Annotated in this window: 12 protein-coding genes; 5 read left to right on the top strand and 7 right to left on the bottom strand. The window is 60.0% G+C overall.

The window, feature by feature from the left end:
- Positions 1-146 precede the first annotated feature (146 nt).
- The 4 genes from ABD837_RS08220 to ABD837_RS08205 all read left to right on the top strand — a co-directional run bounded on the left by ABD837_RS08220 (position 147) and on the right by ABD837_RS08205 (position 2,832).
- Positions 147-749 (top strand): RNA polymerase sigma factor, encoded by a 603-nt coding sequence (locus ABD837_RS08220; RefSeq protein WP_345052725.1) that lies wholly within the window; start codon positions 147-149, stop codon positions 747-749.
- Between the two features lie 113 nt (positions 750-862).
- Complete coding sequence (locus tag ABD837_RS08215; protein ID WP_345052722.1) at positions 863-1,237, top strand: hypothetical protein; 375 nt, start codon at positions 863-865, stop codon at positions 1,235-1,237.
- A gap of 408 nt (positions 1,238-1,645) precedes the next feature.
- On the top strand, positions 1,646-2,047 hold the full coding sequence (locus ABD837_RS08210) for a peptidase associated/transthyretin-like domain-containing protein (protein WP_345052719.1): 402 nt from the start codon (positions 1,646-1,648) through the stop codon (positions 2,045-2,047).
- A gap of 314 nt (positions 2,048-2,361) precedes the next feature.
- On the top strand, positions 2,362-2,832 hold the full coding sequence (locus tag ABD837_RS08205; RefSeq protein ID WP_345052716.1) for a carboxypeptidase regulatory-like domain-containing protein: 471 nt from the start codon (positions 2,362-2,364) through the stop codon (positions 2,830-2,832).
- 126 nt (positions 2,833-2,958) lie between these two features.
- Here ABD837_RS08205 and ABD837_RS08200 read toward each other — a convergent pair whose 3' ends face one another.
- The 5 genes from ABD837_RS08200 to ABD837_RS08180 all read right to left on the bottom strand — a co-directional run bounded on the left by ABD837_RS08200 (position 2,959) and on the right by ABD837_RS08180 (position 9,541).
- Positions 2,959-3,099 (bottom strand): hypothetical protein, encoded by a 141-nt coding sequence (locus ABD837_RS08200; protein WP_345052714.1) that lies wholly within the window; start codon positions 3,097-3,099, stop codon positions 2,959-2,961.
- 497 nt (positions 3,100-3,596) lie between these two features.
- Positions 3,597-7,271, bottom strand: coding sequence for an ABC transporter permease/M1 family aminopeptidase (locus tag ABD837_RS08195; protein WP_345052712.1), 3,675 nt, complete (start codon positions 7,269-7,271; stop codon positions 3,597-3,599).
- A gap of 49 nt (positions 7,272-7,320) precedes the next feature.
- Positions 7,321-7,677 carry a four helix bundle protein gene (locus ABD837_RS08190; RefSeq protein WP_345052709.1) on the bottom strand — a complete coding sequence of 119 codons (357 nt, stop codon included), beginning with the start codon at positions 7,675-7,677 and terminating at the stop codon, positions 7,321-7,323.
- Positions 7,670-8,569, bottom strand: coding sequence for an ABC transporter ATP-binding protein (locus tag ABD837_RS08185; RefSeq protein ID WP_345052707.1), 900 nt, complete (start codon positions 8,567-8,569; stop codon positions 7,670-7,672). Before ABD837_RS08185 ends, ABD837_RS08190 begins: the two co-directional genes overlap by 8 nt.
- A 165-nt stretch (positions 8,570-8,734) precedes the next feature.
- Complete coding sequence (locus ABD837_RS08180; protein ID WP_345052704.1) at positions 8,735-9,541, bottom strand: carboxypeptidase-like regulatory domain-containing protein; 807 nt, start codon at positions 9,539-9,541, stop codon at positions 8,735-8,737.
- Positions 9,542-9,773: 232 nt separating this feature from the next.
- On the opposite strand from ABD837_RS08180, the gene ABD837_RS08175 reads away from it, so the two are divergent.
- Positions 9,774-9,914: a hypothetical protein gene (locus tag ABD837_RS08175; RefSeq protein ID WP_345052700.1), complete on the top strand. Its 141-nt coding sequence runs from the start codon at positions 9,774-9,776 to the stop codon at positions 9,912-9,914.
- Positions 9,915-9,997: 83 nt separating this feature from the next.
- On the opposite strand, the gene ABD837_RS08170 is transcribed toward ABD837_RS08175, so the two are convergent.
- Positions 9,998-10,402 carry a hypothetical protein gene (locus ABD837_RS08170; protein WP_345052697.1) on the bottom strand — a complete coding sequence of 135 codons (405 nt, stop codon included), beginning with the start codon at positions 10,400-10,402 and terminating at the stop codon, positions 9,998-10,000.
- Positions 10,403-10,568: 166 nt separating this feature from the next.
- The gene (locus tag ABD837_RS08165) at positions 10,569-13,172 is read right to left on the bottom strand and encodes a TonB-dependent receptor (protein ID WP_345052695.1); all 2,604 of its coding nucleotides are present in this window, start codon (positions 13,170-13,172) and stop codon (positions 10,569-10,571) included.
- Positions 13,173-13,263: the final 91 nt, after the last annotated feature.

Below are 13,263 nucleotides of genomic sequence, written 5' to 3'. Positions count from 1 at the left end.
TTCAAAGGTACGGGTTGGGCGCTTCACGCGAGTTACAAATAATTCGGGTTTTATATGCGTGGGGCGTATTTGACTTGCTCAACTTTCTTCCCAATCGAATAAAGTAATTTCAGTGTGCCGGCGTCTGTTTAGACAGAATGAATGCCATGACTCTCTCGCTCCCCTCCTCCTTAGCGCCGATGACGGCTTCGCAGCAAGACCAGCAAATTGCCGAAGCGGTACGCCAGCAGCGGCCCCGACTGCTGCAGTTTATCCGGCGCCGCATTCCCGACGAAGCCGAGGCCGAAGACCTGCTTCAGGACGTCTTCGCCGAGCTCGTCGAAAGCTACCGGTTGCTCAAGCCGGTGGAGCAGGCGGCGGCTTGGCTTTTCCGGGTGGCCCGCAACCGCATCACCGACCTCTACCGGCGCAAGCGCCCCGTGAGCCTCGAAGCTGCTTTTGGCGCGGCCGAGGCCAGCGACGATGGCGAAGGCCTGCTGCTGGCCGACCTGCTGCCGGCCCCCGACGACTCGCCCGAAAACCGCTTGCTGCGCGAAACGCTTATGGAAGCCCTCACCGATGCCCTCGCCGAACTGCCCGCCGCCCAGCGCCAGGTATTTGTGTGGCACGAGCTGGAAGATAAAACCTTTCGTGAAATGGAGGAGGAAACCGGCGTGCCCCTCAAAACGCTCATTTCGCGCAAGCACTACGCTGTGCTGCACCTGCGCAAGCGCCTGCAAACGCTCTATACTGAATTGTTCACCGATTAGCTTTTCGTCATTAGTTGCTGGCCGTCATTTGTCCGGGTTTTAGAACTTCTCTGACTGCCCCTGATAACCAGCAATTGCAAACGAGCAACCGACAACTACCTTTTATTCCTATCATGGACCGTAAATTTTGGCTGCTGCGCGGCCTACGCTTTTGCTTCTTCGCGGCGCTCTTTATTGCTGCTGCTGGCTTCGTCACTCAGGCCCTCTGGAACTGGCTCATGCCTTCGCTGTTCCGTTTGCCCTCTATCACGCTGGCCCAAACCTTCGGCCTGCTGCTGCTGAGCCGCATTCTCTTCGGTGGCTTCCGGGGCGGGGGGCGACCTGGAGGCTGGGCCCGCAAGCGCCGCGAGTGGCAGCAACGCATGGCTGGCCGTCTCGAGCACCTCAGCCCCGAAGCCCGCGAAAAATTTCGCCAGCAGATGCGCAGCCGTTGCAGCGCCGGCTGGAGCCGCCAGCCCGAAAGCCCTGCCGCGCAGCAACCGGCATAACCCCGCACCGCTTGAACTGACATGAGAAGCCAGGACATCAACGAGTGATTCTTTACATAAGGATGCGGTTACCCCCGTACACTGCATTGCTTGCTGTGAAATGCTGGACCATCGGCCGCTTACTACTCACGTTCAAACACCGGTGAAATTGAACATGACAGGCCAGCATTGCATTTATTTGCATTAAGCATATTTTTTTTATTCTCATTACAATATATTTTTATCCCATTTAGAAGCCTCCGTATTCAGAATACGGGGGCTTTTTCGTTTAGACATCCTGATTTTATTCCATTTTTTTGTTTTAATCCCAGATTAAAAATGAATTTATTTTGAAAAAAGTTTGCAGGGGCAAGCTAATGCTAGTATGTTTGCATCGTTCAATAAATAATTCAATTAGTGCAAGTAACCATGTTTGCCCACCGTACACCCACTGTTGCTGCAGCCATCATGCTGCTTTTTGCAGGGTTGCCCGGTCGGGCACAGTTTGCGCTAAACAGCCCTGCGCGGCCAGAATTGCCCGCCGCCAGCCACGACCCCGAGGAAAGCCCCAAAGCCAAGGCCTATAAAACGGTGCATGGCGTGGTGCAAGGCCGGCAAGGCGCGCTGCCAGGGGCTACGGTGTGGCTACACGGCTCGCGTACGGTGGTGGTCACCAACGCCGAAGGTGAGTTCGAACTGCGCGTGCCCGCTGACGCTCAGCTTATCGAATTGACTTGCGGCTACGGCGGCCTGCAGGACGAAATAGTGCGCATGGCCCCGGTTCAGGCCCTGGGCTCGCTGTACCTGCTGCGTCCCCACACTATCAAATAAACGGCTGCTACTTAGCTGCTTTTGCTCTTACTACACCTTTTTTCTGCAAACGTTCTACGCTCACCTTCTTTCTGCAAATACATCCTACACCCACCTTTATTTTCTGCAAACCCACACTCTGCCGAAAAAACCCCTGCCCATCAATGGGCAGGGGTTTTTCGCCCATTGCACCGGGCGGATTTCACTTCAGTTGAGGACTTCAATTGGCCCAATAGAATGTAAAATCAGTAGGATGGGCAAAATCAGTCGCATGTACCACTACGCTGTGAATTGACCTTTGCAGCGCTTCATACGCCACTTTCTTAGTTAGTATTATGATGCGCACCGCTCTGCTTTTCTTCGCTACGGCCTGCCTGGCCGCTGCCGCACCAGTTGCCAATGGCCAGGCCATGCTGGCCAGCAACGTTTCGCTTCCCACTACAAGCTACTCACCGCCCTCTGAACCCACGGTGGTGATATTGGGCCGCATCACCACCCCCGACGGGCCACTACCCGGCGCAGTAGTAACGCTGGTGAGCACCAAGCAAATGGCCGTAACCAACTCCGAAGGGGAATTCCAGTTTACCGTGCCAGCCGGTTCGCGCACGCTGCAGGCAGTGGTTTCGTTCGCTGGCTATGCCGACGAAAGACTGACTCTGAATGCCGATAACGCCGAATCGACAGCGACACTGGCCGACGAGCAGACCATTCCGTTGGCGCGCCGGCAACAACTCAAGTTCTACCTGAAAACGGCTCGCAAGGAAGCCAAACGCGACCTGCGCGAGGTGCACCGCAACATGCGCTAGCCACGCTCTTGCCGCCGACCACCATAGCCACAGCAGTGGCGCGAACGCAAAAATCCCCAGCCACCCGGGCTGGGGATTTTTGCGTTCGCGCCGTTCGCCTGTTTAGCAAGCTTATAGCTTCACTTCCTAGCTGTTGTCCTTCTGCACGCGGTCGATGAATGCGTGGCAAGGGTCGACCGAGACCTTGGCGGGCTGCTGGCTGGTGAGGAACTCAAACTTGTTGTCGCCGATGTGCAGGCGATGCTTGGTGAGCAGCAGCGGCGGCACGGGCTTTTTGTCTTTGCCTGGGGCCGGGAAGATGGCTAGCGATAGGTAGTCGTGTTTGCGGCGGGGCGCTCGCTACCGAGGCTGTCGGCTACCAGCTTCTTGCTGTTCAGTGTGAAAATGACCGGGAACCGCCCCCCTAAGCAGATTCTTTTCCGAGGCATTGGTGAGACGATTTTCGAAGAGCGTGATGTAATCGAACAGGTCGCCCGCAAAAAGCCCCGGCCTTTGTTGGCCTTGTCCTTACCCAAAACGGCGGTCGTTGCTCCGGTCCGACCGCCCTAGGCGGTCCGACCGGTTGTTGGCGGGGCAAAACCGGGGATTCTTCAACCGGTCGGACCGCCTAGGGCGGTCGGACCGGACCGGTCAAGTGCCGCCAGCAGGCAGGCAAAGCGTTTTGGGTAAGGACAAGGCCTTTGTTGGCCGGGGCTTTTTTTAACCTCTAAAACAGATTCATTTACAGCACAGTGCGTGCAAGCGCACTAAGGCCAGTGGCTTGCCTACAAGTCCTTGGTGTTGTCGCCGAGCCGGCGGTCGATAATCATGTTGTAGGGGTCGACGGCTACCGAGGCAGGCTTCTTGTTGACTACAAAGCTGAGCTTGTTGTCGCCGGCGTGCAGGCGGCGCTTCACCAGCAGCAGCGGCGGCACGGGCTTTTTGTCCTTGCCCAGTTCCGGGAAAATGGCCACCGGCAGCGCGTCGCGGCTCTGGTCGGCGGGGCTTTGGTTGCCGAGGCTGTCGGCGTAGAACTTGGCGCTCTTCACCGTGAAGTCGACTTGGTAGCGACCATCGGGCAGCTTTTTGCTAGTGGCATCCGTCACGCGGTTGTCGAACAGGGTGATGCGCTCAAACTGGTCGGTGATGAAGGGCTGGAGCGAGTCGGGCGCGGCGCGGCGCAGGTAGCCGATGAACTCCGGCGAGTTGGTATAGGGCGGCGGTTGGTAGGCGGTAGCGGCCACGTACTTTTTCAGCGCGCCGTTCAGCTTGTCCTCGCCCAGGTAATCCTGCAGGGCATACATCACCACCGAGCCTTTGCGGTAGTGGATGTACTGCTGGTTTTCGACCAGGGCCAGCGGCACCTCTTTTTTCTGCTCGAAGCCGCGGCCCTGCAAATAGCGGTTCATGTCGAACTTAAGGAAGCGCTGCATGGCCGTAGAGCCGTTGTGGTGGCTGAGCACCATCAGGGCGGTGTATTCGGCCAGAGCTTCCGACATGAGCGTGCTGCCCTGCACGGCGCCCCCCACTACCTGGTGCCCCCACCACTGGTGCGCTACCTCGTGGGCCGTCACGTAGTAGGGCATGTTCAAATCCTCCGGGTCGTTGTCGTCCACGTCGGCCACAAAGCCAATGGCCTCGGAGAACGGAATGGTGTTGGCGAAGCTCTGGGCAAAGGAGGCATACTGCGGGAATTCCAGGATGCGCAGCTGCCGGTGCTGGTAGGGCGAAAAGTTGCGGGAGCAATACGCCAGCGCGTCTTTGGCGCCCTCGGCCATGCGCTTGAGGTTGTACTCGTGGCCCGGCTGGTAGTAGATGGTAATGGGGATGGTGCGGTGGCCGGCGGTGTCCACCCATTCGGCCTTGTACTGCTGGTAGCGGGCCGAGAGGAAGGTGTAGAAGTTTTTCATGGGCCGGTCCATCACGTAGGTGAAGTAGCAGCGGCCGTCCTGCACCCATTCCTTTTTGAGGTAGCCGGGGGCCACGGCGGTCTGGTCGGCCTCGGTGCTCACGGTGGTCTGGAAGCGTATCCAGTCGGAATCGGTGCCGATGTAGGTGTTCTGGCGGGCCTTGAGGTCGTCGACCTTGGCCATGCGGGGCTTGGGCTTGAGGCCGTAGTTTTTGCGGTCCTGGTCGCCGCTTAGTTCGGCTTCTTCGCGGTAGCCCAGGCCGGGCAGGTAGCCGTTGTTGACGAACGTGCCGTTGTACACGATGTCCGTGTTGGAGCCCGCGTTGGGGAAGCCGCGCTCCTGGTAGAACAGGTCCATGGTCAGGGCCAGCGAGTCGCCGGGGGCCAGGGGCCGGGCCAGGCGGTAGATGCGGAAGCCGAACGTGGTGTCGTTGAGCGCGAGCGTGGCCTGGCCGGGCGCGCCCAGCGCGAGGCTGCGCACCTGCGGGTGATGCTCGATGGGCAAACTCACCATCACCGAATCGAGCGGCTGCGGGTGCTTGTTCACCAGCATAAACTCGCCCCGAAACCGCACGGCGCGGGTACTGGGATAGATGTCGGTGTTCAGGGTTATGGCCGTGACGCGGGGCTGCGGCACGTCCTTGTAGCGGCGGTACTGCTGCTCGTAGGCCAACTGCTGCTTTTCGCTGGCCTTAGGGCTGAGGTACTCGTTCAGCACGTTGGTGTTGTGATAGATGTAGGCGCCGGCGCCCAGGCTCACGAGCAGGCCCAGGGCCAGCGTGGCGGTGTTGCCGGTGCCCCAGCGGCGGCGGGCTTCGCGCAGGCGGCCGGTGGTGTCGGTGCCGCGCACCCAGAGCAGCGTGGCCGCCAGCACCATCAGCAGGGCCACGCCGAACCACAGCAGCTTGGTCCACCAGAAGGCGGGCAGGAAGTGGCCGTAGCCGTTCATGGCCGAGTACGGGCCGGGCGTGGTGCCGCCCCCAAAATCGAACAGTCGGTGCCCCAGGCCAATTTGCGGCCGAAACTGGTCGGCTAGGTAATACACCAGGATGACGGCAAAGCCCACGTACTTGTTGTTCACCACCACCTGCGTCACCATCGCCAGCACGCAGAGCAGCATTAGGTACGGCAGCTGGTAGAGAAACAGCGCCTGCACGTACAGGCCGATTTCATAGTTGAAGTAGCCTTTAAAGGTTTGAATAACCAGCCCGCACGCCATCACCACGGCCATGAGCACCACCTGCACCAGCCACAGCGCCGCCAGCTTACTTAGAAACGGCACCCAGTTGGGAATCGGCACGGCGTCGGCAATCTGGGCCACGCCGGCTTGCCGCTCGCGCCACACCAGCTCGCCGCTGTAGAAAATGATGATGGTAAACAGGAATAGGAAAAAGGGCCCGCCGGCGATGGTCAGGTATTTATTGGTGACCGGGAATGTGGTGGTGTCGAACGTTTTGCCCGCCTGGGACGCCGTAGCCAGCAGCACGATAACGCCGGCGCCCGCAATGGCCGCGAAGTAGCGGCTGCGCACAATGCCGCGAAACTCCAGCTTGGTCAGGCTCCACCACTGGCTTAAGCTCAGGCCCCTGCTGAAAACCTGCGTCACGCGGGGCAGCAGGTGCAGCCCGCCGGCTATGCCGTGGCCATCCGTATCGGCAGCCCCGGCCAGCGCGCCCGCGGCAGCTGCCGAAGCGCGCCGCACCTTTTTCGACACCTTTTCCGAGGCCAGCGAGGAGAATCGGAACCGCGCGTAGCAAAAGGCCAGCAGCGCCAGCCCGAAGCTCAGCCACACGGCCCGGTTGAGCAGCAGGTAGCTGGACAGGGGCACCAGCAGGGTGTTCTTTTCCGTCGGTGTGAGGTAGCGGGTGGTGAAGCTAAAAGCCGAAAGGCCGAAGGCGTCGAGTGCCGCCACCAGGTGCTCGTTCTTCAAATCCCGCAGATAAGCGTTCGAAACCAGGTACGCCACCAGCAGCAGCACCGCCCCAATATAGGTGCTCAGAATGTTGCGCGTGAGCGTGCCCATAGTGAAGAAAATGGCGCCCGTAAACAGCAGGTTGGGCAGCACCAGCGTGAGGTAGGGCCAGAGATACGTGCCCAATTGGGTGCTGGCCAGAAACCGGTCTTTTTCTACCCACGGCATAACGCCGGCCAGCACGATGCCCAGGCCCAGTCCAGTGAACACGAGCACCGCAATCAGATAAGACCCCAGAAAGCGCCCGCCCAGGTAGCCAAACTTGCTGATGGGCGTGGTGTAGAACAGCGGGTGCGTACGGTACTCAAAGTCGCGGTACACGGGGTTGCCCATCAGCGAGGAGGCGATGATAACGCCGAACACGCTCAGTACCATCACAATGCTGGCTGCCGAAAACGGGGAGTTGATTTTCACCGCCTGGCCGTCGCCGCCAATGCTCACATCGGTGCCGGGCCCGAAGCCGCCGCCCGCCGCCGTCACCAGCAGAAACGCCAGCGCGAATAGGATGGCGAAGTAAATCCAGGTAGCCGGCCGCTTCAACCGGTATTTCAGTTCAAAAAGAAGTATGGGGAGGAACATGAGTGTTTGAGTAGCAAGACGTAAGTAATAAGTAGCAAGACGCTACTGGCTAGTTGTCGCGCAGGCTATTGCGCAGGCCGTAAAGCATTTTTTGCAATTCGCTTATCTGCATCAATAGGCTGGCAAGCTGCTCCTGCGAACAATAATTGAAGCGACCAGTAAGCAGAAGTTGGGTTTCCAACTCATAAGCCGAACCACCAGCAATGCTCAAAAACCGTCGGAAGTCCGCATTCGAGCCCCGGCCGGAGCCCTCCGCGATATTGGACGGCACGGATATGGCTGCCCGCCGCATCTGTGATATCAAGCCGTAGCGTTCCGCATCCGGTAATTGCTGGCAAATTGCGTGCACTGCCTGTGCCGTGTCCATAGCCTTTTTCCAGACATGCAATTCCTTGAAATTATGCATGACTCAATCTCTTATTACTTGCTTCTGAATTCTTAATACTAGCAAAATACACGTCCTCCAAATCCGGATTCACGCCCTCAAAACCGCTGTCCGGCGCGCTGTCGGCCAGAATGTGCACGATGGTTTTGCCCGCAAACAGGCGCGAGCTGATAACCTGCTGGCTGGCTTGCAGCGCCGGCAGCTCGGCCTTCTCAATCAGCTTTTTCCAGATTTTGCCATGGAGGTTGTTCATCACCGAAATCGGGTCGCCGGTGAGCAGTACTTCGCCCTTGTTAATGATGGCCATGTGGCGGCACAGGTCGCTCACGTCGCTCACGATGTGGGTACTGAGGATGACCACCAGGTTCTCGCCAATCTCGCTCAGTAGGTTATGAAAGCGGTTGCGCTCCTGCGGGTCGAGGCCGGCCGTGGGCTCGTCTACAATGATGAGCTTGGGGTTGCCGAGCAGGGCCTGCGCAATGCCGAAGCGTTGCTTCATGCCGCCGGAGTAGCCGCCCACGTGCTTTTTGCGCACATCGTAAAGGTTGGTTTGATGCAGCAGGGCAGCCACCATTTCCTTGCGCTCGCGGCCGTTGGCCACGCCTTTGAGGGTGGCGAAGTGGTCGAGCAGCTCTTCGGCGCTCACGCTCGGGTACACCCCAAACTCTTGGGGCAAATAGCCTAGCACGCGGCGCACGGCCTCCTTGTTGTGCAGCACGTCGATGTCGTCGAGCATGATGCTGCCGGTGTCGGCATCCTGGAGCGTGGCAATGGTGCGCATCAGGCTGGACTTGCCGGCGCCGTTGGGTCCGAGCAGGCCAAACATGCCGGTGGGAATGTCCAGGCTGACGTTTTTGAGGGCCTGGGTGCCGTTGGGGTACGTTTTGGAGAGGTTGGTAATGGTGAGGGCCATCGCGGAACAGAGAAAAAAGGGGGTGAAGTAGGGAAGATGCAGTGCAGCAGCAATCGCGGCTTGGTGGCGGCTATTACCCGCCCGAAGCCAGCCAAGCCGACAGGCAGGCCAGTGATGCAAAAGCTGAAAGGGCAGTTGCCTGGAACCTGCGAATTAATGCTTTATTTAATTGTTTCTGTACTCCGCCACGGTTGCGTCGATGCTCACACCGAAGCCGTGTATCCGCTCCCAACCGGCGGTGCTTTGGCGCGCCACGTAAACGGGGCCGCGCAGCATGCTTAGGCCAAGCATCAGCTGGCCGGGGCCCAGGTTTTTTACCATCTCCAGGCCCACGGCGATGTCGCCCTGCACGCTAATGTTGAAGCGGCGCAGGTCGGCCACCATCCGGTCTTTTAGCTGGCCTTTCCGCACCCGCACGTACACCGGCTCGGGCAGCAGGTTGGCGGTGGGCACCCCGTCGACTACCTGGTACACGTTGATGCGGTAGAATAAGCTGTCGTATGTGCAGCGCGACACGTGAAACGACACTTGCTCGAGGGTGCTGGGCCGGCGCACGTGAATGCCCTGCGCCAGCTGCTTGCCGAGGGTATTCATGGCAAAGCCACCCTGTATGCGATTGGTGTTGGCGCTGTTGCCCACCACGCGGCGGGTCAGCTTGCCGGGCCGCACCACCACTTCGGCCAGCTGCATGGGCGCCGGCCGCAGGTACACGCGGCCGCCGCTCTGGGCCAGCTGCCGCCGAAACGCGGCCACTTGCACCGTAAGCGGGGCATAGCCCAGCAGGCCGATGCGCAGCGAATCCTGGTCGTTGGCAGCGGGCAGGCTAAGGGCAAAGCGGCCCTGGTCGTCGGCCACGGTGCCCAGCGGCCGGCGCAGCACCCCCACGCTGGGGTAGGCCACGGGGGCCTGGGTGGTTTGGTCGAGCACCTGGCCGGCCAGCGCCGGCGTGGCAGAAGGGGTGGTTTGGGCCATGCCAGGCAGAGCCAGGAGCAAAGTGCTTACTAGAGAAACAAGGGGCCGGCAGCAGAAAAAAGGTGTTTTCATGGGGGTGTGGGTTGATGAGCAGTAGGATGATGCAAATGGCTGCCGGTTGGTTGCCCGGCGCATTTTTAGGCGACCAATGCCCACTCCTTCCGGACCCAATGCCCGAGCGGCGCCATCTATGGGCACCGCCAGCTGCTGACGCACCTGCGGGAGCCAGCTCATGCGCACCCACAATTCCTACCTCGTGAACCTGGCTAGCGTGGAGCGCCTCAGCGGCAACGTGCTCCTGGTGGGCCCGCGCGAAGTGCCCGTGCACTGCTCCCACCGCCAGAAAGTGCTGCGCCAGCTGCAGCTGCGCTGAGGTGGGAAGATGAGAAGTGTGAGACGATAAGGCCACACCCCCTTTTGCTAATCGGCCTGTTCACTTAACTTTCCTGAAGTGAATTAACGAGCGAGACGGAAGCGCTTTAATAGGCCCGAATGCTTATAATCAAAAACGGACACTTCTGTGTAGCCAGCCAAGCGCCGGTACACCGTTAGCGTATCGTTTTTTGGTTGTTTCACGATAGAATCGCCCACTTGCAGGTACTTCTTTCCTTCAACGCCGGCAATCCTTACCAGAACCTTGCGCTTATTCCGCAAGCGTACTATCGGATATCCCTTGTTATGAGCTGGGATAGCTGTGATGACGGAATGAATGGCCATTTTATCAAAATGATATTTGCTTAAAGGCTTGTTGCGGTTGAGGCTGAGCCAGAGGCACCAAAATAATATCCACAAGGATATGGGAATGCCCAGCCATTCCTGACGGGACGGTTTTTGAGATAAACTTGGTTCTTTCTGAGACATTGTTTCCTGACTGGTTGCTACAAGCGTTGTGACCAATTTTTCCTGCTGCTCCCCTTAATCGCCTCTGCAGAGCAGTTCAACTAAAAGGTGAAGCGCCTTTACCGCTTCTTTGGTTTTCAGGTCCATTGCCAGGCCGTGAATAAGGCGTGAAGGGGTGACGGTGGGCCTAGTTGCCCCCGCCCTGACCGTTGCCGCCGTCGCCAGCCTTCTGGTCGTCGTTTCGGATGCTGCGCTTGGGACGGCTGGGCTTGTTTTCCAGCTTGCCGAAGCGGTAGCTGAAGGCCGCGCGGATGCCGCGGTTGTACACGTAGGTGGTGTTGGTGGAGGTGGACTGGCCGGTATCGAAGTCGTTGCTCAGCTTCACGTAAGAGCTGAAGGGGTTATCGGCGTTCAGGGTCAGGTCGCCTTTGCCCTTGAACAGGTCTTTGCGCAAGCCCAGAGAATACATCTGCCAGGGCGAGCTTTTGCCCTGCAGCTGCAGGCGCGGCGAGTTGAGCATAGCAAACACCTGGAGGCTGAACCCTTTGCCCAACTTATAGCCCGAGTTGATGTTGGCCGAGTACACCACGCCGCTATTGCTGGTGTTCAGCATTTTGCTGCTCAGGTACACGTAGTAGGCACTGATGTTACCGCTGATGTCCCACTTCGGAAGCGGCTTGGCCGAGCCAAAGAGGTTGATGCCGTAGCTCTGGTTGCGGGCCACGTTGCCAAAGGTGGAAAGCACCCGGCCGTCGGCGTCGGTGCTGTACACCCGCTCGATGGCGTTGTTGGTTTGGCGCGAATACAACGCCACGTTGATGCTGGTGCCTTTGGCAAAGGTGTTCCAGTTCAGTTCGTAGTTGTCGGTGAATTCGGCGTCGAGGTCGGGCTTGCCCTGCTGAATGTTACGGGGGTCCGACTCGTTGCGGTACGGGTTGAGGTAGAAGATGCTGGGGCGCTGAATGCGGCGCGAGTAGCTGGCCCGCAGCGAGGAGCCCGGCTGCTTGAGACTGCGGGTGAAAGCCAGGTTGGGCAGGACGTTGGTGTAGCTTAGGCGGAATTCGTTTTCCTGGTTCTGGAAGTTGCCGCGCAGGTCGGTGCGCTCCACGCGGGTTCCCACCTTGGCGGTGTACTTCTTGCCTAGGTTGGTGCCGAAGGTGGCGTAGCCGGCCAGCACGTCCTGGTCGTAGTCGAACTTGTTGCTCAGGCTGGGCACGAGGACGTTGTTGCGGTACAAGTCGTAGTCGCTGTACACGGTGCGCTGAATCATCTTGGCGCCCACTTCCACGGTTTGCTTGTCGGTGAGCGGGTGCACGTAGTCGGTTTGCAGCGTGCTTTCGATGTTGCGGGCCAGGTTGGGGCTCTGCTCGCGGTACTGCGCGTTGTTAAAGTCGGGGTTGGCGAGGGGAAACTGCTCCAGGCTGTAGTCGCGGTTGTTGCGGTTGCGGCTGTGCTGGCCCAGCACCGTCCACTCGCGGCGGCTGCCGGCTCCAAAGCTGCGCGTGTAGGAGCCCAGCAGGTCGTAGCTGTAGGAACTCATGTCCATCACCTGCTTGCGGGTGTAGTTGCCAAAAAGTGGGTTGGTGCCGGCCGGCTGGCCCTCGTCGAGGGTGTAGCGGTTGTTGATGTCCACGTCGAAGCGGTTAGCGAACAGGTTGGAGCTCAACGACAAGCTCAGGGCGTGGTTGGTGGCGGGCTCAAATTCCAGCCCGATGCGGCCATTGCCGCCTCCGCCCAGGCCCGTGCCGTCGTTGCGCTGCGACAGGCGGCCGGTGGTTACCAAGCTTTGCGTGGGCTGCCCAACTACCTGGGCGCTCACGCCCCGGTCGATGCGGTCCACTTCCTGGTCGCCGGGCGCGTAGAACGAAAACCCGGTCAGTGACGCCGATACGCCGAGCCGCCCCTTGCGGGCATTCAGCCCAAAGTTGGCGCTGGAGTTGCGCGTGCCCACGGCCAGGCCCACGTTGCCGTTCACGCCCTGCAGGTTGTTTTCTTTCAGCACGATGTTGATGATGCCGGCCGAGCCTTCGCCGTCGTATTTGGCCGAGGGCGAGGTGATGACCTCCACACTCTTAATCTGGTCGGCGGGCAGCTGCTTGAGGGCGGTGGCAATGTCGCCGGCCAATACGGCCGAGGGCTTGCCGTTGATGAGCACGCGCACGTTGCCGGAGCCGCGCAGCTGCAGGTTGCCGTCGGGGTCCACGCTCACCATGGGGGCTTTGCGCAGCACGTCGGCGGCGGTGCCGCCCTTGTTGGTGTTGTCCTGCGCGGCGTTGTACACCAGGCGGTCGGGCTTGCTTTCCACCACGGGCCGCTCGCCGGTCACGGTTACTTCGGCAAGCTGCTGGGTGGCCGCTTTCAGCTCAATGGTGCCCAGGTCGGCGGTCATTTTGCCGTCGGCCAGGGTCACGGGCTGCGTCAGGGTGCCGTAGCCAATAAAGCTCAGCTGCAGGCGGTACTCGCCTGCGGCCAGGCCCTTTATTGCGAAGCGGCCTTTGTCGTCGGCCACGGTGCCGTCCACGGGCTTGTCGCCGGTAGCGGGCAGCACGGCCACGGTAGCATATTCCACCGGCTTCCGGGTGGCGCCGTCCACCACCACCCCGCTGATGCGGCCGTTGCCGCGGGCAGTGGGCAGCGTTATCAGTGCGGGGGCGGTTTGGGGAGCGCCGGGGGGGATGCCGGTGGGGGCACCAGCGGGGCGAGCGGCGGGGACTGCAGCGGGCGCCTGGGCGGCTGCCTCGCTAGCTATTACGCTGGCCAGTGCCAGCAGCGGCAGGAAGGAGTGTTTCATCTGATTGCAGAGAATAGGCGAGAAAAGCCGAGGGTGAAAGGGTGTTTTGCAGATTGAGTGGAGAGCAGTGCGGGCGAAGGTGGAGCGGCTG

The organism is Hymenobacter glaciei, from assembly GCF_039539585.1.
Taxonomy (GTDB): Bacteria; Bacteroidota; Bacteroidia; order Cytophagales; family Hymenobacteraceae; genus Hymenobacter; species Hymenobacter glaciei.
The sequence above is the reverse complement of the archived record's forward strand: the minus strand, read 5'-3'. Positions and strand labels throughout refer to the sequence as shown.

Coding starts and splice junctions, on each gene's coding strand:
- ABD837_RS08175 (WP_345052700.1), top strand. CDS start 9,774: ATGCGCACCCACAATTCCTACCTCGTGAACCTGGCTAGCGTGGAGCGC.
- ABD837_RS08205 (WP_345052716.1), top strand. CDS start 2,362: ATGATGCGCACCGCTCTGCTTTTCTTCGCTACGGCCTGCCTGGCCGCT.
- ABD837_RS08190 (WP_345052709.1), bottom strand. CDS start 7,677: ATGCATAATTTCAAGGAATTGCATGTCTGGAAAAAGGCTATGGACACG.
- ABD837_RS08170 (WP_345052697.1), bottom strand. CDS start 10,402: ATGTCTCAGAAAGAACCAAGTTTATCTCAAAAACCGTCCCGTCAGGAA.
- ABD837_RS08210 (WP_345052719.1), top strand. CDS start 1,646: ATGTTTGCCCACCGTACACCCACTGTTGCTGCAGCCATCATGCTGCTT.
- ABD837_RS08185 (WP_345052707.1), bottom strand. CDS start 8,569: ATGGCCCTCACCATTACCAACCTCTCCAAAACGTACCCCAACGGCACC.
- ABD837_RS08180 (WP_345052704.1), bottom strand. CDS start 9,541: ATGGCCCAAACCACCCCTTCTGCCACGCCGGCGCTGGCCGGCCAGGTG.
- ABD837_RS08220 (WP_345052725.1), top strand. CDS start 147: ATGACTCTCTCGCTCCCCTCCTCCTTAGCGCCGATGACGGCTTCGCAG.
- ABD837_RS08195 (WP_345052712.1), bottom strand. CDS start 7,271: ATGTTCCTCCCCATACTTCTTTTTGAACTGAAATACCGGTTGAAGCGG.
- ABD837_RS08165 (WP_345052695.1), bottom strand. CDS start 13,172: ATGAAACACTCCTTCCTGCCGCTGCTGGCACTGGCCAGCGTAATAGCT.
- ABD837_RS08215 (WP_345052722.1), top strand. CDS start 863: ATGGACCGTAAATTTTGGCTGCTGCGCGGCCTACGCTTTTGCTTCTTC.